The 24,218-nt window shown below is 35.5% G+C and carries 22 protein-coding genes; 16 read left to right on the forward strand and 6 right to left on the reverse strand.

Annotated elements, in window-relative coordinates; genetic code table 11:
• The first annotated feature begins 1 nt into the window (after position 1).
• The 15 genes from AP058_RS01475 to AP058_RS01545 all read left to right on the forward strand — a co-directional run bounded on the left by AP058_RS01475 (position 2) and on the right by AP058_RS01545 (position 14,146).
• Positions 2-415, forward strand: a complete 414-nt coding sequence (locus tag AP058_RS01475) for a hypothetical protein (protein WP_066306017.1) — start codon at positions 2-4, stop codon at positions 413-415.
• Positions 416-420: 5 nt separating this feature from the next.
• A complete protein-coding gene (locus AP058_RS01480) occupies positions 421-804 on the forward strand; it encodes a hypothetical protein (RefSeq protein WP_157492569.1) in 384 nt (127 codons plus the stop codon).
• A gap of 77 nt (positions 805-881) precedes the next feature.
• Positions 882-1,427, forward strand: coding sequence for a hypothetical protein (locus tag AP058_RS01485; protein ID WP_066306019.1), 546 nt, complete (start codon positions 882-884; stop codon positions 1,425-1,427).
• A 219-nt stretch (positions 1,428-1,646) separates the two neighbouring features.
• Positions 1,647-3,401 carry a tape measure protein gene (locus tag AP058_RS01490; RefSeq protein WP_082706540.1) on the forward strand — a complete coding sequence of 585 codons (1,755 nt, stop codon included), beginning with the start codon at positions 1,647-1,649 and terminating at the stop codon, positions 3,399-3,401.
• Complete coding sequence (locus AP058_RS01495; protein WP_066306024.1) at positions 3,401-4,000, forward strand: DUF6046 domain-containing protein; 600 nt, start codon at positions 3,401-3,403, stop codon at positions 3,998-4,000. Before AP058_RS01490 ends, AP058_RS01495 begins: the two co-directional genes overlap by 1 nt.
• Entirely contained in the window at positions 4,000-4,974 is a 975-nt protein-coding gene (locus AP058_RS01500) for a late control protein (RefSeq protein ID WP_066306026.1), read from the forward strand. Before AP058_RS01495 ends, AP058_RS01500 begins: the two co-directional genes overlap by 1 nt.
• Before the next feature lie 60 nt (positions 4,975-5,034).
• Entirely contained in the window at positions 5,035-5,538 is a 504-nt protein-coding gene (locus tag AP058_RS01505) for a hypothetical protein (RefSeq protein ID WP_066306028.1), read from the forward strand.
• 2 nt (positions 5,539-5,540) lie between these two features.
• Positions 5,541-5,927, forward strand: a complete 387-nt coding sequence (locus tag AP058_RS01510; RefSeq protein WP_066306030.1) for a hypothetical protein — start codon at positions 5,541-5,543, stop codon at positions 5,925-5,927.
• A complete protein-coding gene (locus tag AP058_RS01515; RefSeq protein WP_066306033.1) occupies positions 5,905-6,204 on the forward strand; it encodes a hypothetical protein in 300 nt (99 codons plus the stop codon). The genes AP058_RS01510 and AP058_RS01515 overlap by 23 nt, the downstream gene beginning before the upstream one ends.
• 50 nt (positions 6,205-6,254) lie before the next feature.
• On the forward strand, positions 6,255-7,088 hold the full coding sequence (locus tag AP058_RS01520) for a nucleotidyltransferase (RefSeq protein WP_066306035.1): 834 nt from the start codon (positions 6,255-6,257) through the stop codon (positions 7,086-7,088).
• A 38-nt stretch (positions 7,089-7,126) separates the two neighbouring features.
• Positions 7,127-7,591 (forward strand): hypothetical protein, encoded by a 465-nt coding sequence (locus AP058_RS01525; RefSeq protein ID WP_066306042.1) that lies wholly within the window; start codon positions 7,127-7,129, stop codon positions 7,589-7,591.
• Complete coding sequence (locus AP058_RS01530; RefSeq protein ID WP_066306044.1) at positions 7,588-8,397, forward strand: hypothetical protein; 810 nt, start codon at positions 7,588-7,590, stop codon at positions 8,395-8,397. The genes AP058_RS01525 and AP058_RS01530 overlap by 4 nt, the downstream gene beginning before the upstream one ends.
• Positions 8,397-11,207, forward strand: a complete 2,811-nt coding sequence (locus tag AP058_RS01535) for a hypothetical protein (RefSeq protein ID WP_066306047.1) — start codon at positions 8,397-8,399, stop codon at positions 11,205-11,207. Before AP058_RS01530 ends, AP058_RS01535 begins: the two co-directional genes overlap by 1 nt.
• Positions 11,208-11,526: 319 nt before the next feature.
• Complete coding sequence (locus AP058_RS01540; RefSeq protein WP_082706541.1) at positions 11,527-12,810, forward strand: sigma-54 dependent transcriptional regulator; 1,284 nt, start codon at positions 11,527-11,529, stop codon at positions 12,808-12,810.
• A gap of 70 nt (positions 12,811-12,880) precedes the next feature.
• The gene (locus tag AP058_RS01545) at positions 12,881-14,146 is read left to right on the forward strand and encodes a PAS domain-containing sensor histidine kinase (RefSeq protein ID WP_369815124.1); all 1,266 of its coding nucleotides are present in this window, start codon (positions 12,881-12,883) and stop codon (positions 14,144-14,146) included.
• 63 nt (positions 14,147-14,209) lie between these two features.
• Here AP058_RS01545 and AP058_RS01550 read toward each other — a convergent pair whose 3' ends face one another.
• Together AP058_RS01550 and AP058_RS01555 are read right to left on the reverse strand one after the other, a co-directional pair.
• The gene (locus AP058_RS01550) at positions 14,210-14,956 is read right to left on the reverse strand and encodes an AsmA-like C-terminal region-containing protein (RefSeq protein ID WP_157492571.1); all 747 of its coding nucleotides are present in this window, start codon (positions 14,954-14,956) and stop codon (positions 14,210-14,212) included.
• 11 nt (positions 14,957-14,967) lie between these two features.
• A complete protein-coding gene (locus AP058_RS01555) occupies positions 14,968-17,223 on the reverse strand; it encodes an AsmA family protein (protein ID WP_157492572.1) in 2,256 nt (751 codons plus the stop codon).
• 421 nt (positions 17,224-17,644) lie between these two features.
• Between AP058_RS01555 and AP058_RS01560 the strand changes: the two genes are divergently transcribed.
• Entirely contained in the window at positions 17,645-19,054 is a 1,410-nt protein-coding gene (locus AP058_RS01560) for a glycosyltransferase family 2 protein (RefSeq protein WP_066306056.1), read from the forward strand.
• A gap of 171 nt (positions 19,055-19,225) precedes the next feature.
• Here AP058_RS01560 and AP058_RS01565 read toward each other — a convergent pair whose 3' ends face one another.
• The 4 genes from AP058_RS01565 to AP058_RS01580 all read right to left on the reverse strand — a co-directional run bounded on the left by AP058_RS01565 (position 19,226) and on the right by AP058_RS01580 (position 24,154).
• A complete protein-coding gene (locus AP058_RS01565; protein ID WP_066306059.1) occupies positions 19,226-20,413 on the reverse strand; it encodes an AGE family epimerase/isomerase in 1,188 nt (395 codons plus the stop codon).
• Positions 20,414-20,717: 304 nt separating this feature from the next.
• Entirely contained in the window at positions 20,718-21,962 is a 1,245-nt protein-coding gene (locus tag AP058_RS01570) for an MFS transporter (RefSeq protein WP_066306061.1), read from the reverse strand.
• A 62-nt stretch (positions 21,963-22,024) separates the two neighbouring features.
• Complete coding sequence (locus tag AP058_RS01575; RefSeq protein WP_066306062.1) at positions 22,025-23,200, reverse strand: galactose oxidase; 1,176 nt, start codon at positions 23,198-23,200, stop codon at positions 22,025-22,027.
• A gap of 33 nt (positions 23,201-23,233) precedes the next feature.
• Positions 23,234-24,154, reverse strand: a complete 921-nt coding sequence (locus AP058_RS01580) for a dihydrodipicolinate synthase family protein (RefSeq protein ID WP_066306067.1) — start codon at positions 24,152-24,154, stop codon at positions 23,234-23,236.
• Positions 24,155-24,218: the final 64 nt, after the last annotated feature.

Consider the following 24,218-nt stretch of genomic DNA (forward strand, 5'->3'; position numbering starts at 1 on the left):
TATGCTGTATAGTAGTAAACAATATTCTTGGAATGATATCTCGATCGTAATTGGTGGTCGTATCATTGAAGGCGTGGAAGATATAGAGTACACATCCAAACAGGACAAAGCAGTATTAAGAGGTAAAGGTCCTAAAGGTCACGCCATCACGAGAGGAAATAAAGATTTTGAAGGTAAAATTACCCTTTGGCAATCTGAGATCGAATCAATGATTTCTGAAGCGCCAAACAAAGACCTATTGTCTTTGAGTTTTGATGTTATTTGGGCTTTTGTACCAGATGATGGCGGGGCAACCGTTACTGATGTCTTGACGACTTGCGAAATCACCGAATACAAAAAAGGAATGAAACAAGGCGATAAGAATATGCTTATCGAATTGCCATTCATCTTTTTAGATGTTAAGCCTCAACAATAAAAAAAATGCGTTCAACAACTGGACTCTTTATGATGCTGATCGGGATGATCAGTTTCACGATGTCGGCAACTACACCGACTTTGGAGCAAAAACAAGAACCTAGTTTCACACAGGGGATTATCCCTTACGAAATTGGAAACGTAGCTTTAGTAACTGATTTTTCATTTCATACTGAAGTATTTTATTTTGACCAGGGTCAAAGCTATTTGTATCGCTCGCTAGACTTAAAAAACAACACTTTTGCCACCGTTTTAGACGTAGGTTGGTGTCAGGAATGGCGACCAATTTTTAGTACTACATATAAAGAAAAGTTGCAATCTAACTTTAGTATTGGTCACAAGTTGCGAATATCTAAGATAGGAATAAAGCAAAATAGGGACAACTGCTAGGTGCAAATTAATAATATGTAAAAAGCCATTCGCCTTGGCGGGTGGCTTTTTTTATAAACAAAAAAACAACAAACAAAATGAAAATTGAAGACACACAAATCCAAGAATGGAAAGATAAATACGGCAGCGTTTACGCTTTGCCTGTAGAAGACAAAACAGCTTATTTGCGTGAGCCGAAAATGAAAGATTTCAAGCGCGCTTTTACTGCTATGCAGGATAGTGGCGATTTAGCTTTTGGCGAACAAATGATCAACTTACTTTTTATTGGTGGTGATGAAGAAATCAAAACCAATGATGAGTATTTCCTTCCAGCGCGTAAGGAGATCAAAGAGTTTTTCAATTTTGATGAAGCCGAAATTACTAAAGAAAAAAACAACCATATCATTACTATTGGCGATGCTACTTGCAAAGTGCGCATGATCACTAGGGATGATTTGAAACTAGCTGAAAAGAAAAACCCGGGCAATAAACCATTTGTTACTCAAGAAAAATTATTCGAAGCGGTCTGTACTTCAAAAGATGCAGCCTTTGACGATAGAGATAATGCAAATGTGCGTTTCCCGTTGTACCAAGCTATTGAGAAGCTACAAAACATGAAAGTGGCGATTATAAAAAAGCTTTAGAAGAGGCGGTTATTGACAACAATGACCCCTCATCTTTTGATTACGTGACAGAATCAGGAGCAAAACTACATATCAATTTTAGGTTGTTAGATGCCTACTTACGGTATTATATGCACATTAAAAACCCTCAAAAATTGAGCGATCTTGAATGGTGCGAAGAGGTGCAAAACTTGCATTTCATAAGAACAAAAGAAAAAGAATCATCCCAAAGCTAATACTATGAGTGCTTACGAATTTATTATTCAAATGAAAAACTACGCTAGTTCATCCTTGAACCAAATAGCGGCTAGTGTTGGTATGACTAATAATCGTGTAGGCGAATTGAACAACAATTTTAGAACTACTGAAAGAACTTCTAGTTCATTTACCAACACAATGGGAAGCGGCTTTAAAAGTTTGATTGGTTTAGTAGGTGCACTTGGAATAGGACTTGGCGTTATAGGCAGTATAAAAGCTGTTTTCAATATGGGTGTCGAGATGGAACAAACCAACATTAAGTTTGAAGTCCTCCTTGGTTCCGTGGATAAAGCCACCGTGATGCTCAAAAACTTGAATGATTACGCTAACGCGACACCTTATAGTAATGAAGGTATTATAAAAGGTGCTGAAACGATGCTTGGTTTTGGTATTGCTAATGAAAAAATCATGGGTAATATGAAAATGCTGGGTGATGTTGCCATGGGGAATCAGGAAAAGCTAGGCGGTTTATCATTAGTATATTCTCAAATTATGGCTACTGGCCGATTAATGGGTCAGGATTTATTGCAATTAATTAACCAGGGCTTTAACCCGCTGCAAGTGATATCCGAAAACACAGGAATCTCTATGGGTGATTTAAAGAAGAAAATGGAAGATGGTGCAATAAGCGCGAACATGATTGAGGAAGCGTTTAGGTTGGCTACAACCGAAGGTGGAAGATATTACGATATGTCGAATAAAATGGCAGAAACTGCGGGAGGTAAATGGAGTACTATGATGGGAACATTGCAAAATGTTATTTCTAAAGTAGGAATGGCATTTGCCACTTGGGTTTCTCCTTTAATTGATATAGGAATTACTGTTACTAATAACATTATTCCTTTTGGCCATGCAGTTGCAGGTGTCATTAAATGGATAACAGACGCAAAACCGCTGCTGTTTTTCTTTGCCGCTTTGATTACAGGATTAGGAATAAGCTTTGTCGCTACGAATGCAAGTTTTTGGCTTTTCTCAATTCAGTTTGCAATTTTTGAAGCTCAATTGTGGTTAGCAACGGCTGCGCAAACTGCTCTTAACTTTGTTATGAGTATGAATCCAATAGGATTGGTTGTAATTGCTATAGCCGCATTAATAGCTATTGTCTGGACGCTTTGGACTCGATTTGAAGGATTTAGAGGAATTGTAATGGGGACTTGGGAAGTTTTAAAAGGTTTTGGAACTGCGATTAAAGAATATGTAATCAATAGAATTCAAGACTTGCTTTCAGGTATTACTGGAATTGGAAGTGCTCTTAAGGCATTTTTTAGCGGTGATTTTAAAAGTGCATTCGAGATAGGTAAGAAAGCAGTAGGTGATCTTATGGGCGTTGACTCTAAAAAGAAATTGTTTGATGACGGCTTAAAAGCCGCCAAAACATTTTCTAAAGGATATAACGATGGTGTAAACATGAAAGCTAAGGAAGCGGGAGTTGAACCAGCCGCTAAAAAGGCAGTTGTCCCTGATTACTTGAAAAAGGAAAAATCTGAAGCTTTCGCTGATTTGATGAATGATACCGGAAAAGGTGGAAAAGGTAAAAAAGTTAAGGGTGATAAATCGGATAATATAGTTTCGGGTGGTTCTAGAATGACTACAATAAATATCACTATTTCAAAACTTCAAGACGACACTAAAATATTTGTAGAATCGACTGAAAAAGGAATTGAGCAATTAGGCGAAAAAGTACAAGAGTTATTATTGCGCGCTGTAAATAGCGTGAACCAAATGCAAACCAACTAATGGCTGAATTTAATATAAAAGAAATACTAGTACGTGCTACACTCGATTATATAGGTCCTGCTTTCCCAATGTGGTGGAAAAAGAACCAGTCAAGATATAAGCTACCGGACTTGTTAGGCATAAACGCCAAACAGTTAATGGGTGCTAAGTATTTTATGACATTAAAAGTGTCGTATAAAGGTGAACAATTTCTTTTTCCAAATGAGCCTATTATTTCGATAGGGATGTCTAAAACTATTGTAAAAACGGCAACCGTAGGGAAGAAAAAGAAACGTTCCGTAAAGGAGTATATTACTACAGACGATGAAGTGATTACAATAAAAGGTGTGTGTATCAATTTGAATGATCCGGAAGCTTATCCAGCGGACCAGGTTAAATTACTAAATGATCTGTTTGAAGTTAACGATGCTGTTGACATTGAGGACAACGCTTTTTTTGAACTGTTTGGTATTCGAAAAATAGTTCTTGAAAGTTTGGATTGGGATGAAATGATTGGAGAAAGCGGATTGCAAAAATACACGATTAGAGCACTAGGTGACGATGATTTTTTTGCTGATTTAAATGATAAAAACAAAAACAAAACCAACCTATTGAGCTAATGTATATACTGGATGGAAAAGTAGAGATAGGCGAATATGTGTTTAATGCTGTTCACGGTATTGAAATTACAAAGTCGGTCGATGATTTGAGCGATACAGCACTTATTAAACTGCCTAGCCGTTTTAAAATTCGTCAAAATGGAGTGCAAAAATATACTGAAGAAGCTATAAAAGTGGGTGATAAAGTCATCATTACTTTGGCCTATGAGGGTATTTACGAAGGTGTGGAGTTTACGGGTTTTGTTAAAAAAATAAGCCCCAAAACCCCAGTTGAAATTCAATGTGAGGATGCGATGTGGCTGTTAAGGCGAAACAATATCAATATAAGTTGGGCTAAAACGAGTATTAAAGAAATTGTTCAGGAAGTAATAAAGGGAACTCCAATAGAGATGTCACGCTTTATGAAAGGTCAAGATATTCCACTTAATAAATGGACTGTTAGAAACGCAAACGGCGCGCAAGTGCTGGAAAGCTTAAGAAAGGATTTAGCGCAAACGGTATTTATTGACGATGAAGGAAAATTGTATGTAGGCTTACAGCAGTTGACAAATATAGGTGAAACGGTTGTTTATGATTTGAATTACAATCTGGTTGAAAACAACTTAGAGTTTAAAAGTGCAAACGAAAGGCGCATTAAGATCAAGTATAATTATATAGACCCTAAAACAAACAAAAAGGAAAGTGTTGAGTTTGGGGACATGGATGGGGAACAACGAGAGTACACCACTTCAGTAGTTTCAGATAAAAAGCAACTGGAGAAGATGGCAAATGCTGAACTGGCAAAAATGAAGTATGACGGTTTTGACGGTGATGTGGTTAGTTTTTTAGTTCCATTCGCCACCAGGGGAATGAAAGCTAAATTAATTGATGAAGAGCACCCTAACCGTGAGGGAAATTATTTTATAAAAAAGGTTGTCACGAGTTTTGATACTGGAGGCGCAAGGCGAAAAGTAACTTTAGGCAGTAGGTTATAGAACTAATAGGGATGAGATTGCTTTGCTTCGTGCCTCGCAACTCATCGTAATGACAAAAAAATGAGCGAATTAACAGAGGCATTTAGAAGATTAAAAAAAAGAGATGTAGATACGTTTCCCGCCGTTGTTGTTTCAGTAGATAAGGACAAAGGAACTTGTGTTGTTGAGGCAGATGGCTTGAAGCTTTTAGATGTTCAGCTATCAGCAATATTGGATGGGAACAATCAAAAATTTTACTTGTTTCCAAAGGTGGAAAGCTCTGTTTTGATTAGTCCGATAAATGAAGATATAAACAGGTTGTATGTTGAGGCTTACTCAGAAATTGAAAGTTTGGATTTGAATATCGAGCAAGTTCAGTTTCAAGTGGATAAGGAAGGTTTTCTTTTTCAAAAGGAAAATGAAACACTCAAGAGATTAATGATCGATTTGATTGCAGCAATTAAGGGGATGAGTTTTACACTGACCACTCCTGATACTATTAACGGTGCGACGACATTATTAAATAACACGGCACAATTTGAAGCCGTTGAAAATAGATTTAATCAGTTTTTAAAAGGGAATTAAGTATGAATGATTTATTAGTTGCCTTTATAGGTATTGTTTCAACTGGAGCCACAAGTTACTTGACTTTTTTGTTTGCTAGGAGTAAATACAAGCAAGAAGTAGAAAAAATAAAAGTCGAAGTTTTACAGGCTAGGGAATCAGCCGACACTATCGCCATTGATAATGACATTAAATTGTCTGGACATTATAAAGAGATTCTGGATGATTTAAAAAACCGCTATGAAGATCGCTATAAGGAATTTGAGGCGATGATGAATAGAAAATTCAGTCTACTGGAAGAGGAAATAAAATTGAAAGATAGAAAAATAAAGCTTCAGCAGGTAGAGATTATCGAACTAAAGCGAGAAAACCGAACACTTAAAGCTCATGCAAAAGCAAATATTACATAATCAAAGCTTACTTGATATTGCAGTTCAAAGCAATGGTACGGCTTTAAGTGTTTTTGAAATTGCTATTAAAAATGGAATTTCGATAACAACTGAAATGGTGCCAGGACAAAACATTGAACTTTTTGAAAGTCCAATTATTGATAGAGAAATTGTTGACTATTTCGCCGCCAAGGAAATGATAGTAGCTACTGGCTTTAATGGCTTACAAGAAGAAAACATTATACCACAGCTTGGCATAGGCTCAATGGCGATAGGCTCAACATTTATAGTAGGGTAAAAAAGATTGCAGATTTTTGATTAACGATTTTTGATTTCAGATTTAACAACATGGCTAGAACGATACAGGTAATACAACAAGAAATGTTTGACGCTATTGCGGCAGACGAAAACTTAACAGAATTAAATTCTTCCAGCAAAACGGCTATTTATAGACTCTTTGTGTTTGTAGTTGCATTTTCAATTTGGATTTTAGAAACTTTATTTGACACCCATAAAAAAGAAGTCGAAGACATTATCGAACAAAAATTTCCGCACCGTCCGAGTTGGTACCGCAGTAAAGCGTTGGCATTTCAGTATGGATTTAATTTGATTGCGGATTCGGATAAATACAACAACAATGGCTTTACGGTTGAACAAATCGAAAATTCAAAAATTATAAAATACAGCGCTGTTACGCAAAACGGCGGACAGTTATTAGTTAAAATCGCCTCGGAAAATGCGGGAGTTTTAGCGCCAATCACACCCACGCAAAAAGAAGCTTTTGAAGCTTACATTAAAGAAATAGCCGATTGTGGCGTGAAGTATATCGTGGTGAATAATTTGCCTGATATTTTGCTTTTGAATATGCAAATATTTCGTGATCCCTTGGTTTTGGATGATACAGGTATGAGCCGTTCAAACGGAAACAAACCCGTTGAAGATGCCATTTTAGAATACATGAAAGAATTGCCCTTTAATGGCGAACTGGTTCTGGCGCATCTCGTGGATAAGTTACAGCTGGTAGAAGGTGTTAAGATTCCGCATATTGTAATTGCCGAAAGTCGAGTGATTGATTTAAGTATTAGCGATTATGGATCACCGCAACCAATCACGGTTAAAACAGTTCCCGAAAGCGGCTATTTTACCGTGCCTAATTTTGATAACGTTAGCTATGTGGTATAACCCTTCGACTCCGCTCAGGATGATAAAAAAACAGGAATATGTGGTATAAAATAGATTGGGATCGTTTGATATTATTGCTCTTGCCGACCTTCTTGCGAAAGCCTGTTTTGTTTGGGTACATCAAAGCTTTGATTGCGCCCATTGCGAGCTTGCATTATAAGTGGGAACAACTGCGTGTGGCGAATTTAAAAAAGCTGTCGTACAACTCGCAACGGTGTTATTTGCGCGGCGCATTAAATGACATTGCTGATCCCGACCAAAGGCGAATTTACATCGACGAAGTACCCGAGTTGAATGCGAGCTATTTGTACCAACCCGAAGAGAATTTGGATTATTACCTGGACACAATGTTTTTGGACTTGGATTATACGGCAACAGGCGAAACGGTTGACTTTATAGTCTATGTGCCCGAACAAATTTTGACAGACAAAAAAAACGAAATCATTGCAACGCTTGAATTTTACAAGCTGGCTGGAAAAGCATATAAAATACTGACGATATGAATACAATTAATTTTAATTTACTCAACGGCTTACCGATGAACCAAGCCGTTTTGGATCGGCTTCAAAAGGCGTATTCGATGTTTAATGCACTTGGGAATATTGTTGGCGAAAAAACAATTATTTCGGGTTGTACCGTGTCAGGCTCAACCGTGAGCGATGGTGTTGTTTTTGTGAATGGCGAAGTTTTTAATTTTAAAGGCGGTATTGTGTCGCCTACGGTTAGGATTAAAGAAGACGTCACCAATCTTACCTTTAAAGACGATAATGCGTACCCAGTCGTAAAAACCCGCTACCTAGAATTTGGTTCTGGCGTTGGTGCGATTGATTGGGCTGACTTTAAAAGAGGTTTTGCGACCAAAGATATTGTTGCCGGACTTTTGGGTAAAGCCGATCAAAGTTCGTTTGATGCGCTTTCTGCAGCCTTTGTACTGGTTTATGAAAAGATGTTGACAATTGATGTTGGAGCAGAAAAAAACGTGCAGCCAAATTGGACGCAAGCAGACGACACCAAAGATGACTTTATTAAAAATAAACCATCAACAATTAGTGTTTTGAAGAAAGGCGTTTTTGCTGTGGCAGATTTTGCCGCTGATAGTTTGCAAACAGTAACTTTTCCGACCGTAGGAACGAACAATTATATGGTTGTTGGCTCTATGGTTTCAATTGGCACCAACTACGATAATGACAATGATGTTATATGGATGGTCAGAGAAAAAACCAACAGTTCGTTTAAGCTAACACTTAGAGAACTTGGCGGTGCCATCCAAAATTTAAGTTTCGAATACATGCTAATACCACTAACATAATGGCAACTAAAAATACAGTTAAAAATTGGTTTCTTACAGGCTTAAAACCAACACAGGCACAATTTCATGCGTTCTTTGATTCCATTTTTTGGAAAGGCGAAAAAATACCCGTTGCAGACATTGAAGGAATTGAAAATATATTGAACGCTAAAGCCGAAGCGGCGGTGTTGGATGCGCACTTGATTGATTCTGGGGCTCATGCTGATTTGTTTGGTGATTTTGTTACTGTTGATGACTTGGATAATTATACCTTGAAAGGTGGTTCTGACTTAACAGCAAAAGGCCTAAGCGATAAAATCGACGATGTCTACCAACCAAACGTATTAATCTCTTCGGTACAGCCAACACGAGCAGCTAACAAATTCACCTATCCCGCATTGAGCTATGATGTACTGATTAATAAAGTACGCTACAAAAACTCGTTAAAATTTGAAACTACGATTCTTGCAGCAGCAGAAAATTTCAAGCGAACAGATTTAGTCTATATCACGATCGATGGCGTGATGGGAATAAAAGTTGGCGCAGAAAACACGACTGTTTCAGTTCGTCCTGAATTAACAGCCAATGAGGTTGCTGTTTCTTTTATCAATGTATTTGGAAATGATGTGGAAGCGCCAGTAGCCGTTGACAATAAAGTTTCAATTCAGAATTCTATTGGACAGCACCAATTTTACATGGAAGATTTTCTACGTGTAAGAGGTGTTGATTTTGATGATTCAACCAAACAAATAATCATATCTCCATTGTCTCCAAATACAGCATTTGTTGACAATTTGAATGGAAATGACGCTACGGCTGAAATAGAAAATTCAAAAAAACCATTTAAAACGATTGATGGCGTATTTGCTAGATATACAGCAGATCAATCAGTTACAGCATTTGTTAGGTTGTATTTAGTGAATGCCTCAGTCTATCCTTGGAATAACAAAATATACAACATATCATTTGAAATATATTCGGACAAAGCAGCTACGGTGGATATGAGTGGGGCATCTTCAGGTAGCATCTTTATAAATTTTAACGTTTCGTTAAGATATACAATGTATTTAAATATACCATTAGGTACTTTAAGAAATAACAAATTAACAACGGGATGTAGTTTTAGTAATGAAGATTTTTCCACGGTAGTTAATTTAAAATCAATAAATTGGACTTGTGACTCAACTGTTTTTGGAACACTGGAAGGGGTAATTTTTCTAACGTTATCTGAATTGACTTTGGTTGGTAACCTTATGGTTTATTCAGGAATAGTAAAAACTCCTTTAAGTTTAGCTAAATTAAGTATAGTAGGTAAAATAAATAATCCGTTAGGTATAATAGTCAAGGAACTTACAATACCATCAGGGGATGCTCCATTTGCAAACGGTGAAGAGTGGACAATAGGGAATATTTTTGGAAAACTTAATTTCTCGTACACGCATAACAGCACTATCAAAATAAAGTTCAACGACTCAATTATAACCGAGGGAATAAATTTTGCTGGTAATGATCAAGGGAATATCGTTTTTTCAGGAAATATTAAAAGCACGATTATAACAGGTTCAATTCTTGCAAATAGAGCGGATAGAATCGGAACAATGACGTGGACTGACTTAACGATTCAAGACTTGAAAAGTAATGGAATATTTTTCCATGGTGGATATATAACTCTGAAGGTAATAAACTGTTACATAAATCAGACTGTAGGGACCTGGTTGTTTAGAAATACTGGAAAGACATTAGGCAACTGTTCTTATCGAGTTGAGAAAACTACACTGCGTCAGGCTACGCCAGGAGTATTGTTGAGTTTAGATAACAATAACCTAATCACAACCATAGATATTGGCGGATTTGAAAGTAATTGTCTGTCTATTACAGACGTAAAAAATAGCCCTATAACTTTTGATTTACTTTCGTTTAAAGATAAAAAGAGGGAAATTGTAATTAGGTCAAAAATTGATCTAGTTGACAGGGTACTGGATTCAGAAATGAATTATATGATTGATGGTGTGATAAATTTGTTACCAACCGAAAGAATCATCGTTCCAGTTGGGGGACTAAGTATTTCAGGATATGGATTCGATGTATCAGCGATTAGAGCAACGCAACCAAATTCAATTATTTACCAAAGCCCAACTGGTGGTTGTGGTAATTTATTTATTCAAAACTTGAGTCACGAGGCTTCTGGTGGTGGCAGTAAGGTATTTGATTTAACAAATGCGGGAGCGCCAACTGGAGGCGCAGATGCAATTGAATTAGGAGTTGTGAATTTTGATAACTGTGATTCATTAGGAATTCTTAAAAACTTTAGACAAGGTCTTTGGGATAATATCGGAGCTTTTGGATGCAAGGACGGCCTGACTTTGGAAGGTGTTTGGAGCGGAGGTTTTAGGGCTGATTTAGTAATTGTAAGGAATTTTGGAGTTGCGAGTGTCGGTGGTACTTTATTCAAGAAAGGCGCAGGCCTTTTGTTTAAGAGTAGATTTTTAACTGACATAAATGCGGATTTCAAAACCAGTGGAAGTTTATCAGATTTTGATTCATCTACATTCAATACTACTAAACTGTATCAGGTCAAAGCAGCTCAGGTTACAAGGAATAACGTATTGGATGACACCCAAAATTACACTGGAACTCTTAACGCTTTCAGTCCTGAATGTGACTGGAGTGGAAATAATGGAATGAAAAATAGCAACATCCACCCATACGGAATCTCAACTGACAAGATGAATGCGTATTCAAATGACGCTGCAGCAGCGTCAGGAGGAATTGCCGTGGGTCAGGTTTATGTAGAAACTGTTACGGGTTACTTCAAGACTCGACTAGCGTAGTTCCCAAGGAGGCGGGAATAAAAAAAAGTCCTCCAACATTAAAAAAAACTCTCACATCTTAATTAATTAGCACCAAAGCCAGCGTTGGAGGACATAAGTCTTCTAATGCTGGCTTTGCTACCACCGCCACAATGAACGCTACAGTTAACTATAACTCAAGTTATACGGATATCATGTTGTATAAGTGATCTTAGTGTTTAAATAGTGTTTAAACTTAGTTTAAAAGCCTGTACGGATATGTACAGGCTTTTGTTATTTTTGCTCGCAAAATGTACATTTCAATTTAGATTTGTGTACATTTCAATTTTTCGATTATAAAATGTTCTTAAAAAAATATTTTGAAACTATTTTTACACTCAGCAATCCAAAAAATGTAGTCGATTTATTAGCTCAAAATACGATCGATGTGGTTTTATTAGACATGAATTATCGCATAGGTTTTGAAGATGGTAAAGAAGGTTTGTATTTATTAAAAGAGATAAAAACACTTTCGCCACGAACAGTAGTTATTTTAATGACGGCTTTTGGTAAAGTAGAAACCGCTGTCGAAGGCTTAAAATCGGGCGCTTTTGATTATATTTTGAAACCTTGGGAAAATGAAAAATTGCTCGAAGTGGTCAAGCAAGCCGTACAGAAATCCCGCAAAGAGCAAAAGAAATGCGATGCTAATAACCCCGCTCTTGATTTTTTTATAGGAACTTCAGACGTAATAAAAAAAGTTTATGCTGTGGCAGATAAAGTAGCCAAAACCGATGCAAACGTTTTAATTTTAGGCGAAAACGGAACTGGAAAGTTTGTTTTATCTCATTATATTTTTAGTCAATCCGAACGGAAGGAAAGTCCATTCATTCATGTTGATTTAGGTTCTTTAAACAATTCTATTTTTGAAAGTGAACTATTTGGTTATGCCAAAGGCGCTTTTACGGACGCGAAGGTAGATACACCCGGACGTTTTGAAATGGCGCAAAATGGAACGATTTTTTTAGACGAAATAGGAAATGTGCCGCTTCATTTACAATCAAAATTGCTGCAAGTTATTCAAACCAAAACAGTCACTCGATTGGGCGAAGCGAAAACTAGACCTTTGAATGTGCGTATCATTACTGCGACAAATTTGAATTTGAAGGAAGAAGTAGCCAACAAAAATTTTAGAGAAGATTTGTATTACCGCATTAATACGATGGAAATTATATTACCACCTTTGAGAGAAAGAGACGCTGACAAAATACCATTAGCTGACTATCTTCTGCAAAAAATGAGTATTAAATACCAGCGAGAAGCCATTACTTTTGACGAAAAAGTATTCGCAGCAATCGAAAAACACGCCTGGAATGGTAATATTCGGGAAATGGAAAACAGAATAGAACGCGCAGTAATTTTATGTGAAAACAATACAATTACTGTTTCTGACTTAGATTTAGACCAACTAACAGCGTACGAAGAAAATACAAACGATCATCAACTTTGGTCAATAGAAAAAAATACAGTTGAAAAAGCGCTTCTAAAAAACAACAATAATATCAGTAAAACGGCCGAAGACTTAGGATTATCAAGAGGTGCATTGTACCGCCGTTTAGAAAAACATAACATTAGCACTAATTAATATGTTTAAATCTTTTAAAATTTACAATCTGCTTTTTGCACGATTGATTCTGATTCTTTTAATGAGTGCAATGTCTATTTTTCTATTTGAAAAAGAACTTATTTTTACTTCTACTTTTGTAGTTTTCATCGTATTATTGCTTGTTGTAGAACTTTATATCCATGTTAAAAATGTATTTTCTATTTACGACAGAACTATTACTTCCATCTTAAAAAATGATTTTACTGCTGACTATTCAACCTATAGCGGCTATAAAAACTATGTAGAATTGTTTCAATTATATGAACGTTTAAAAAGCAAGGAAAAGGAAGAAACTTCCAAAGACATCGTGTATCGCTCGATTTTAAATAATATAGAAAGTGGTATAATTATTCTGCAAAAAGAAGAAACCGATTGGAAAATATTTTTGATGAATGATTACTTTTCTAAACATTTTCAAGTTCCTAAAGTATCCAAATGGAAATACCTTAAAAATCAATTGCCGTCTTTATGCCAGATCATCGAAGATCATCATTTTCAGGAACTTAAAACTTCATTAGAAATTCGTGTCAATCAGCAAGAGAACCAAACTTTTGCGTTGCAAACGGCAAGAAATGAAATTTACAATCAAGATTATTTCATTGTTTTATTGGACTCCATACAGAATGTAATTGAGAAAAAAGAAAAAGAAGCGTGGATTAATTTGATGAAAGTGATTTCGCATGAACTTTTAAATTCCATTACTCCAATTCGATCGCTTTCGCAAAATTTACAAGATGTAGTACAGCAAGAAACCATTTCTACAGAAGATTTAGACGACATGAAAAATAGCGTCGCGGCGATGCTTAGACGAAGTGATCATTTGCAGCAGTTTGTAGAAAGTTATCGCAAATTAGCGATGTTGCCGTCGCCTAAGAAAGAAAAAATTAAGCTTCAGCAACTGATGGACAATAGTCTGCAGTTGATGGCACCACTTTTTAAACAAGAACAAATTGAAGTAATCAACACCATTTCTTTAAACCACAACTTGAATGTCGATCTCCAGCAGATGGAACAAGTTTTAATTAATTTATTTACCAATTGTAGGTACGCGTTAAAAGAAGTAGCACACAAGCAAATCTATATTTCGGCTGAAGCTAAAGAAAATAGAGTTTTTATATACATTTCAGATAATGGAAACGGTATCGAAAAAGAAATTGAAAATAAAATATTTTTACCCTTTTTTACTACTCGTAAAGAGGGAGCTGGAATTGGTTTGACTTTATCCAAAAACATAATCGAGTCACACGGCGGATATTTGGCTTATAGAAATGAGAACAACAAAACTACTTTTGTAATTTGTTTAGTTGATTTGTAACATTAAAAAAAACAGCAAATAGAATACTCTTGAAGATTTTAAAATTTTAGAATTTATATTTTTCTATTCCTCAAAATGAAGCAATTTCAACACGGCCGCTTTCTTGTTAACAACTGTGCTATCAGCTTTCTTTTGCAAGCGTTCGTTGTCGGTAAAATAAAATTTATACTTCGCTTTTGAAAGTTTGATCTTAAAATCATCAAAATTACTCCCTTTTACATCCACTCCTGTTTTAAACGGAATCGGTGATTTGAGTACAGAAATATGATAATTATAACTCAAATCTAAGTTCTGAATTCCGCCAATTGCAAATTCGTATCGATCTATTGCAATAAGCGAAGGCAATAATTCTAACTTGCTGTCACTAATAATCATTTCGGCATGTAGCGATTCTATTGGATTTTTCTCTTTTGACTTAAACATAAATGTCTTCGCCAATTCTCTAAACGTCTCACTGTCAAAAGCCATTATATTAGTGGCTTGTAATCCAGCGACACCTTTTATAGTCTCGCTTTTCATTTCCATATTCTTGTCTAGTTTTGCGAGTCCTTTAATTCTAAAATCGACCAAACCTTCAAAAGATTTGATCACTGGAAATAGCGAGTCCAACACCGGAAGCATTTCGGCCAAACGTGACATTTCTACTTTATTCAAATTAAAATCAAAGTTTACATTTGCCTCTTTTTCGTTGAGATAAGTGTAGCTCACATTAGTAGACAATTCAGCAGCGAGCGTTTTCATTTTGGCATTAGAGAGTTTTACTTTTCCTTCTTTTACTATTATATTTCCCCGAATATCGTCAATGTCCATTGTTCCAAACTTCAACTTGTTAATGTGGCTGTCAAAAACAAATCAATATTTTTAGGAATTTGAATGATCTTTTTCTCTTCTGAAGTTTGCGGCACTGGCGCATTTAAAATTTCAGCTGGCGAAGATGCTTTTGGTTCTTTTTCGTCTTTTACTACTTTTTGTGATGCTTGATTGAAAGCGGTCATCAATTGATTGGTATCAATAAATTTCGAATAGAGAGACAAACGAGCCGTTACTTTTTCGTCTTTATATTTGTCTGACAGTAGCCCTTTTACATTGTCAATAGACCCTGTAAGAGTTACATCTGATTTGCCAAAAGTTAACTTGGCATTTGTTAATTCCAGCAATTTTTCTTTCAGCGTAAGCGTGGTGTTTTCTATTTTTATGGGCATTCCCAAACCTGGTGCGTAAGCCATCATTTGTTCAAACTGAACAATTCCGTATGGAATCCATTTTTTCTGACTGTTGCGTTGTAATTTTACGGTGTACTTTCCGCCTTTGATACCTGCAAAATGTTTATCGACGTAAATACCCAAACTGTCTAATTTAAAATTAGAACTTATAAAGGCTTTGGATTTATCGTTACGATTCCCTTGTACGTTTACTGCTATTTTTCCGCCTTTTAGTTCTGCTTTTTTATTCAAACCTGCCTGAAATGTAATTGTTCCTGTTTGTACATCTGCTATAAGTACTGATTTGTCAGCTAGCGTACGATCTATACTAAAATTCATTTTAAGTTGATCGGCCTTTACATAGTGATTTGCTAATTTTTTCAACTCCATTGCTCTGATACCAATAAAGCCAGAAAGTAGTTGCTCGCTTTTTAATGCACTGTTAAAATCGAGTTGTTTTACTTTCAGCGAAAGCGAATCTTTGGGAATGGTTATAGTAAGATTATTTACTAAAGCTTTCCCTTTTATTTGCAGTGAACTGATGTCTTGTTCCTTAATATCATTGATATTAAAAGAGGTTTGCATATCAATATTTATGTTTCCTTGAGCGGTCACATCAGGACTAAACGGTACTACTTTATTGAGTTTTGTAATGTCTACGTTTCCTTTTAAGATAGTTTTTAGAAACGGATGTACCATTAAATTTTCGACTGCTAAATTTCCTTGCAAATTAATCCCAAAACCTTTTAAGTCTAGGTTGCTAATAGTAAGATGAGAACTTTTTTTGTCTTTAAAGTCAAGCCTCAACTTTAAATCGGTGGCAATATGATTGATGGATCCTGGATAATCGACATACTGAAATTCTCCGTTTTTAATACTCGCATGAAGTTGGGTAAGCGGATAAACATTTTTGCCATAAAACCCCTTTATTGTAGCAAGAAAAGTTACTTCGCCTTTCACGTTTATTTTTTCTTTCTGAACAATTTTTTCAGGAATCAAATCTAATACCGATTTCAAATCGGGAACTTTTAGTCGCAAAGTTAAATCTGTGGCGAATTTTTTACCCACCATGTCCCTCTTAATAAAGCCATTTACCAATAAATCGACACCATTAATATTGATTCCTCCCTTGGTAAATAAAAGCTTGTGTTCTTTTCGCAAAAACGTCAATTCGGTATTAATTCCGCCTTTAGAATTTTGTAAGAGCTTGAAACCTTCTTTTACAAATTTAATTTTCTTTATATCTGCATTTAACGTGCAAGCTATCTTTTCTTTCTCATAACTCATTTTAAAATTGGTAGAAAGGCTATCAATACTAAGTAAATCGTTGGTTACTTGATTGGCATATTTAACTTGTATTCGATTGAGATTTAATTTTTTAATATAGAGCTCGTTAATTTTAAAATCTGACTCCGGGTTCTCTACTTTTTTGTCCTCTATATTTTTTGTTTTCAGTATATCCCAGTTGAGTTTGCCGTTTTTATCAATTAACACGTTGACAGATGCTTGGCGAAGTGCTATGTTTTTGATGTCTATAATTTTATTTAGCAACAGCTTTCTAACGTTAAACTCGGCATTACAAGAATTTAAAAGCAGTAAAGTATCCTGCTTATTAGTTAGTTTTCCCTTTTTTATTTCGACTCCAAAATTAGGAAAAGAAGAGAAAAAAGTAAATTCGGCACTTTCACAGTAAAACTTCCCTTCGATATTTTCGTTGACAATTTTAACTAACTCTGGAGTCAATTTTTCTGGAGTAAAAACAAAGTTAACAAGAGCTCCAATAGCCAAAATTACTATTAGAAATATACTAAAAACGGTACATACAGCTATTTTTAGCCACTTCTTCCAACTCCTTAATTTTCCCGCTTCCTTCATTGTTTTTTATTCTATTATGATAAAAATATAATTCTTTGTCGAAATACATTTAAAAATTTGTCTAAATGTTTTTGATAAAACAAATGCTGGTCAACACTATTTTCAGCAAAAGCGTAACAAATCCTTTTATTTCGTTGACGCAGATCGACTTGAAGCGGTCGCATAGAAAATAATTTTTAAAATTCAAATAATAATTAATTTGGCAGAACTTAAAACTCAGAAAATTCTACGGCCAAAATTTACAATTTTTAGGGCAATAAAAATGCGCTAAAAGTGGGTAATTGGTACAAAGTGGGTAATTTTTACACACTTTAAAAATCTGGCACCAAACACAAAGACCTGATTTACAACTAGAACTAACTTCGGAACAAAACTTGCTTAGTTGTTTGAAAACAATTACACATCATTTTTAGTTCTTTATATGAAAACACAAACCCTCACTCCTACAGACATTTTATTGGATACTGAACAAACAGGTCCTATAAACGCAACAGATCATTCTAAAAGCGTTATTGCTAACCGAATCGTTTTAACAGCAACGATGTTATTGTTATTTGGTGGTGCTGCACTAGTATATTTTTTGCAACCTCATTTTTATAATTTTAACGAAAGCAGGATCAATTCGCCAATTGGCTTAACTTTTCTTGCAGTAACATCAGCGTTGCTACTATTTAAAGTTTCGTTTTTATTGTACAATGTTTATTTATACTTTCAATACAAACCAATTGCATCTGTAACCGATGAATTGTTGCCAACTTGTACGATAATCGTTCCCGCGTATAACGAAGGAAATTTAGTATATGACACCTTATTGAGTATTGCCAATAGTGATTTTCCAAAACATAAATTACAAATTTTAGCAATTGATGATGGAAGTAAAGATGACACTTGGTATTGGATGAATAAAGCCAAACAAGAATTAGGTGACCAAATAGTGGTTTTTCAACAACCTGAAAACAAAGGAAAAAGACATGCACTTTACCGTGGTTTTAATTTAGGAACTGGCGAAGTTTTTGTAACCATCGACAGTGATTCTATTATTAAACCAGATACATTAAGAAACTTAGTAAGTCCGTTTGTGACTGATAAAAATTGTGGTGCTGTCGCAGGAAATGTTCGTGTATTAAACAACAAGACTGCTATTTTACCTAAAATGTTAAACGTAAGTTTTGTAATGAGTTTTGAATTTGTAAGATCAGTTGAAAGCCAATTAGGAAGTGTATTGTGCACGCCTGGTGCTTTGGCAGCATACAGAAGTTCTTCTGTATTTAAATGTCTTCCAGATTGGATCAATCAAACCTTTATGGGAGAAGCTTCAGACATTGGTGAAGATCGAGCAATGACCAATATGATTTTAAAACAAGGTAAAAAAGTGCTTTTTCAAAGAAATGCTTTAGTGTTAACTGACGTTCCAGAAAAATATAAGGGATTGTACAAAATGTTCATCCGTTGGGGAAGAAGTAACGTTCGTGAAAATTTGGTTATGGCCAAATATGTATTTACAGATTTCAAGAAAGAGTCTAAAGTTGGCACGAGACTATTGTTTACAAATCAGTTTTTAAGCATTTTAATGACGTATCCTTTCTTACTTTTTATGTTGTACTTTATTGTCGTGCATCCGTTGCTATTTTTAAGTTCTACCCTATTAGGAATTTTAATTGTATCTAGTTTTCCAGTATTGTTTTATGCCAAAAGATACAGTGCTAGCGAATCTTTATGGGCGTATGCTTATAGCGTCCTATACACTTTTGGATTGTTCTGGATTCCGCCTTATGCGATTGCAACTGCAGGACGTAGTGGTTGGTTAACCCGCGAACTACCTCAGAAATAAAACTACAAACTAACTATATTTCCCTCAAGAGCCACTTTTTTAAGTGGCTCTTGAATTTTGCAATAAGCTATAAAAAAAACGTCTCAAAAATTAATTGGAGACGCTTGTTGTTTGATTTATTTTCTTGTATTATGCTTAGTACTGTAGCTTTATAATCTCATTCTTTACCGGCTATATTTTTGCTAAGTGATCCTTTAATATTTGCATGCAATACCATTCTTGTCTTGGTAAATGAAAGGGACCTTTAAACATATTTCCTTTGGCAGTTTGTGCAATCGTACCATCTTTATGCAAATAGCCGAACCATTCTCCGTTTGCTGCATCGTGAAATTTACTATACGCGTACTCGTGGACCATTTTGTGCCATTTAGCATATTTTTCGTCACCGGTCATGGTATAAGCCAAAAGAGTGGCTATGATTACCTCATTATGAGGCCACCAAAACTTCATGTCTTGCCAATATTCTTGTACAGGTTTATCATAAACATCACGGTAATATAAAATTCCGCCATGTTCTTTGTCCCAGCCGCGTTCCCACATGTAATCTAGCATTTTGCAGCCTAGAGCAATTAACCTCGCATCATTATTTCTATACTTTGCCTCGTGCAAAATAAACCAAGCGCCTTCAATCGCATGGCCAGGATTTAAAGTACGTCCGTCAATATGATCGATAATTGATCCGTCTGGCGCGACTTGTTCCATGACACATTTAATGTCGTCTTTTACAAAATCAATCTCTATTTCATTGATCCATTTATCAATGTATGCGTCACACCGAGGATCTCCAATAGTTTCTCTCAGTTGCTGTGCGGTATTCATCATAATCATCGGCACTCCGATACCTTTACTGGGACGAGTGGATGTGAATTTAGGTTCTAATAAACCGGGTGTGCTTGAATATTCAATACATTTCCCAAATAAATGACGTGCTTTTTCGGCCACAGCTTCATCTCCGCTTGCTTTTGCGTACGAAGCCATTGCAATAACTGCAAAAGTTTCTGAAAAATAATAACGTCGCTTGCGAATGGGTTGCCCTTCACGAGTTACGTGAAAAAACATTTGTCCATCCGTGTCGAAACAATGCTTGTTTAAAAAATCAATTCCAGACTTAGCTCCATCAAGCCATTCTTGCTTGGGCTCAATTGTATTATACAAGGTAGCCAAAAGCCAAGCAGCGCGACCTTGAATCCATACTGCTTTATCATCATCTATTAAACTGCCGTCTTGATCTCGCATTAGCAAATAGCCACCAAATTCAGTGTCTAAAGAGCGTGGAAACCAAAATGGAACGGTGTCATTTAGTAACTGATTCTGATAAAAATCTTTTAAATCTCGTAGATCTGTCGTTGAGTAATTCATCTTTTAAAAGTATTTTTAGTTGGATTTTTGAAACCCATCTGCTTGATTTAATTTTTTTATGTTTTCGAAATCATCCACTAATCTATTGTTAGAATGCATTGATTATCAAAAATTGCTTTACAGCTGCGTTTTATTTTTTAAAAGGCGTACAAAATTTATAATTAAAACATTTTTCTTAAACCATCATAAATAAATGCTGAGGTGAAAGTTAAATTCACCTCAACAAATAAATAAAAACAAAAAAAAAATTAATGAAAAATCAATTATTGAATCTGTAGCGAACATTTGATTGCACATTCAAATATTAATCGTCTACAAAATCATTTACTTTTGGACGTAGAAAAGTAATTTGAACTATTAAAGCAATCAAGACAATGCCTGCCATAAAAGCAAATCCATTACCTAGAGTTCCGCTGTCTGAATATTTACCTAATAAAGAAGTTACTAATGCGCCACAACCCACTCCAGTCATATTTAACACGCCATAAGCAGTTGCTCTGTATTTTGAAGATACAAATTGGCACAGTATAGGCATATTATTTGCATCAAACATACCGTAACCAACACCAAAACAAAGCGCCGCTCCTACTACATTGAATAAAGAATGTCCAAAACCAATAAGTAATAAGGCAGGAATAGTTAAGGCAATACCAATGGCACTAGTGTAGACGCGACCTTTTATATTTTTTTGAACCCATTTATCTGATAAAATTCCGCCAAAAATAACACCTATAAAAGCAGATACCGAAATGGTAATTGTGGCTAACGGTCCCGCTTGTTCCATAGGGATATTTAGATTTTGAGAAAACAAAGTTGGCAGCCAGTTTTTGGTGGCCCAACCCGGTAAGCTAGGAATCGCAAAATAAAATAAAATAATCCAAAATGACATATTTGTAAACAATATACTCAGTCCCTTTAGTACACTTTCTTTTTCCTTTTTTGGAGCAGCAGCTGTAATTTGCGGTTCTACGTTTTGATGTTTAAATTCTTTTAACAGAAAAACTAAAACTATAGAATATACAATTCCGATTAAACCAAAATAATGAAAAGTAGTATGCCATGAAAATGAAGCAGCTATTGTAGCTCCAAAACCCCCGATGGCCGAACCCATATACAATCCAGTCATGTGAATACCAATGGCCAATGATCGTGTCTTTTTTTGATGGTAATCAGCAATTAGTGACAATCCTGCCGGAATGTATAATGCCTCACTAACTCCCATAAGTGCTCTTAACCAATACAATTGATTGTATGTTGTAGCTAATCCCATGGCATAAGTCACTGCAGACCAAACAAAAAGGCTACCAACAATTAACCATTTTCTATTCATTTTGTCGGCAATAATGCCCGACACCGGACTCATTAAAGCATAAATCCACAGGAATATAGCCATTAATCGACCAAAATTTTCTCCCGATAATAATTCTGGAATATCGGTTTCCATCGATGGACGCATTGTCGCCAACATTTGTCTATCCATGTAGTTCAACAAAGCGACAATCCATAGCAATGCTACTACTATCCACGGATAATATTTTGATTCTTTCATATTATGGTCTATTTTTTTTAGTTTTAAATCTGCTATTTAAGTGCGGCCTCGATTAAAACTATTTATTTTTTGATTGTTCCCAACATTACATTAGGCGTGCGAATACCTGGTTTAATTTCTCCGTTGGATAGTATTATTTTTTTATTCCATACTACGGCTGGCGTAGTAACATGAGGTAAAAAGGGCAACTCTCCTATTTTTGACCACTGATCTGTTAGCGTATTATACAGTAAAATTCCATTATAAAATCCGGGATGATTGGTTACCAATTTATTTTTTTGGGTGATGAGATCAGTTTTCTTTTCTGGAGATTCTGCTTGAGCAATTTGGGACAAAAAGGTTTCAATTTGATGAAAAATAACACCATTATCTCCTCCAAGAATTAAAATAGAATGTGATCCGAAAGCAACTCCTGTACCTGCTGAAAAATTTGTGGTATTTTTTCCATCAGATATGGTAGCGGCAGTTTCCCACTTCTGCTTTTGCAGGTTAAAGACCAAAGTGGTGTTGTGTAAATCGCTTATACCAGAAGCTGTTTTGGTTCTTCCACCAACGACATATATATTAGTGCCATCTTTTCCTTTTTGAGCGATTACTACCGAGTTCGCTAAGGCAATTGGTAATTTTGGTAAAAGTATCCACTTTGCATTCGCGTCGTTTAAATCAAGACTTGCAAAAAAGTCAGAAGATTGTCCTGCTTCATCGCCACCAACTGCATAAACGACAGTATCAATGTGAGTTAAAGCAATGTTTGCAATAGCTATAGGAAAATCGGGTAAGGATTTTGTCTCTACTTCTTTTGTATCAGCATTCCATTTTAATAGGTACGATTTATTAGAAAGTCCATTTTCATTTTCTCCGCCAACGTATACCACACCTAAATCAGTAGATGTTGATCCGCAATACGCAATTGCTTCGGGCAATTCACTTTTTACATTCTTAATCCAAGTTAATTGATCGTTGCATTTTTGCAACACATAAATAGTTTTTGAATACTCTTTTTTCCCTCCTTCCCATGGCATTTTATCCGGAAAATTGGCTCCACCAGTTACAATTAGAACGTCATTGCTGATGCCATTAATGACTCCTGCAAAGCCTAACGAAAGACTACCGTCGTTATTTTGTACTTGTGCAGCTGTCGACCAATTTACTTGACTTACCTCATTTTTTTGAGAAAATGTTTCAGTTGTTGCCATAATTAGAGATATAAAAAGAAAAGGAAAAATAGATTTGTTCATCGTTATTATTTTATAATAAAACGGCCGATTGCATTATTTTGATTTAAATTCGTCAAAATTTAAACTCGCTACATCTTTTTTGAATAATTCAAATTGTTCGTCACTCATGTTTTTGACAGGCAATCTAAATTGTCCTAAATCATGACCAACTACTTTCATATAGGCTTTACCTACAGAAATCCCGCCATATTTACCTAAAAGGCGAATCATGTTTATTGATTTTTGTTGTAAAACTCGTGCTTTTACTAAATCATTGTTGTTGAATGCATCAATCAAATCATAATATAAAGGAGCGGCATAATTAAATGTACTTCCTACAGCACCTTTAGCACCTAAAACTAAAGCAGACAACATATTCTCGTCACGTCCCCAAAGCATATCGTATTTTCCATTTTCATAACTCATGCAACTTTGAAAGTCCATAAAATCTTCATGCGTATATTTTACTCCAGCAAAATTGGATAATTTTCCGTCCAGTGCTCTCACTAAATCCAACATCGGTAAGTTTACACCGGTCAATACGGGAATATGGTAATAATAAAAAGGCATGGTCGGCACTTCTTTTCCTACCTCAATACATATTTGAGCTAAAACCTCAACATTCGCTGGTTTAAAATAAAAAGGTCCGGTTAAAGAAACCGCATACAATCCTATTTCCTGTGCATGTTTTGCTAATTCAATGCAATCAGCCAAACAAGTTCCTGCCAAAAATGCCATCACTTTAAAATCGGCATCATGATTACTACAATCAGCCCAAGCTTGAGCAACTGCTTTTTTTTCTGCTACGGTTGTCGAAACACCTTCACCTGTAGATCCATTAATAAAAGCACCCGTTACTCCATTTTGTTTTAGAAAAGAATAATAAGCGGGAATCAAACTCACATCTAATTTGCCATTGCTATCAAATGGTGTAAATGGAGCTGCAATAAGTCCTTGTAAATGTTCAATTTTCATACGATCTTTTTTATAATATTAAATAAGCCGGAAATTTGTAGTGATTCCGGCTTAGTACTTTTAA

The organism is Flavobacterium sp. TAB 87 (assembly GCF_001529295.1).
In the GTDB taxonomy this organism is placed as follows: Bacteria; Bacteroidota; Bacteroidia; order Flavobacteriales; family Flavobacteriaceae; genus Flavobacterium.

Coding starts and splice junctions, on each gene's coding strand:
- AP058_RS01570 (WP_066306061.1), bottom strand. CDS start 21,962: ATGAAAGAATCAAAATATTATCCGTGGATAGTAGTAGCATTGCTATGG.
- AP058_RS01580 (WP_066306067.1), bottom strand. CDS start 24,154: ATGAAAATTGAACATTTACAAGGACTTATTGCAGCTCCATTTACACCA.
- AP058_RS01485 (WP_066306019.1), top strand. CDS start 882: ATGAAAATTGAAGACACACAAATCCAAGAATGGAAAGATAAATACGGC.
- AP058_RS01505 (WP_066306028.1), top strand. CDS start 5,035: ATGAGCGAATTAACAGAGGCATTTAGAAGATTAAAAAAAAGAGATGTA.
- AP058_RS01490 (WP_082706540.1), top strand. CDS start 1,647: ATGAGTGCTTACGAATTTATTATTCAAATGAAAAACTACGCTAGTTCA.
- AP058_RS01515 (WP_066306033.1), top strand. CDS start 5,905: ATGCAAAAGCAAATATTACATAATCAAAGCTTACTTGATATTGCAGTT.
- AP058_RS01475 (WP_066306017.1), top strand. CDS start 2: ATGCTGTATAGTAGTAAACAATATTCTTGGAATGATATCTCGATCGTA.
- AP058_RS01545 (WP_369815124.1), top strand. CDS start 12,881: ATGTCTATTTTTCTATTTGAAAAAGAACTTATTTTTACTTCTACTTTT.
- AP058_RS01550 (WP_157492571.1), bottom strand. CDS start 14,956: ATGGACATTGACGATATTCGGGGAAATATAATAGTAAAAGAAGGAAAA.
- AP058_RS01540 (WP_082706541.1), top strand. CDS start 11,527: ATGTTCTTAAAAAAATATTTTGAAACTATTTTTACACTCAGCAATCCA.
- AP058_RS01530 (WP_066306044.1), top strand. CDS start 7,588: ATGAATACAATTAATTTTAATTTACTCAACGGCTTACCGATGAACCAA.
- AP058_RS01510 (WP_066306030.1), top strand. CDS start 5,541: ATGAATGATTTATTAGTTGCCTTTATAGGTATTGTTTCAACTGGAGCC.
- AP058_RS01495 (WP_066306024.1), top strand. CDS start 3,401: ATGGCTGAATTTAATATAAAAGAAATACTAGTACGTGCTACACTCGAT.
- AP058_RS01535 (WP_066306047.1), top strand. CDS start 8,397: ATGGCAACTAAAAATACAGTTAAAAATTGGTTTCTTACAGGCTTAAAA.
- AP058_RS01575 (WP_066306062.1), bottom strand. CDS start 23,200: ATGAACAAATCTATTTTTCCTTTTCTTTTTATATCTCTAATTATGGCA.
- AP058_RS01525 (WP_066306042.1), top strand. CDS start 7,127: ATGTGGTATAAAATAGATTGGGATCGTTTGATATTATTGCTCTTGCCG.
- AP058_RS01520 (WP_066306035.1), top strand. CDS start 6,255: ATGGCTAGAACGATACAGGTAATACAACAAGAAATGTTTGACGCTATT.
- AP058_RS01560 (WP_066306056.1), top strand. CDS start 17,645: ATGAAAACACAAACCCTCACTCCTACAGACATTTTATTGGATACTGAA.
- AP058_RS01500 (WP_066306026.1), top strand. CDS start 4,000: ATGTATATACTGGATGGAAAAGTAGAGATAGGCGAATATGTGTTTAAT.
- AP058_RS01555 (WP_157492572.1), bottom strand. CDS start 17,223: ATGAAGGAAGCGGGAAAATTAAGGAGTTGGAAGAAGTGGCTAAAAATA.
- AP058_RS01565 (WP_066306059.1), bottom strand. CDS start 20,413: ATGAATTACTCAACGACAGATCTACGAGATTTAAAAGATTTTTATCAG.
- AP058_RS01480 (WP_157492569.1), top strand. CDS start 421: ATGCGTTCAACAACTGGACTCTTTATGATGCTGATCGGGATGATCAGT.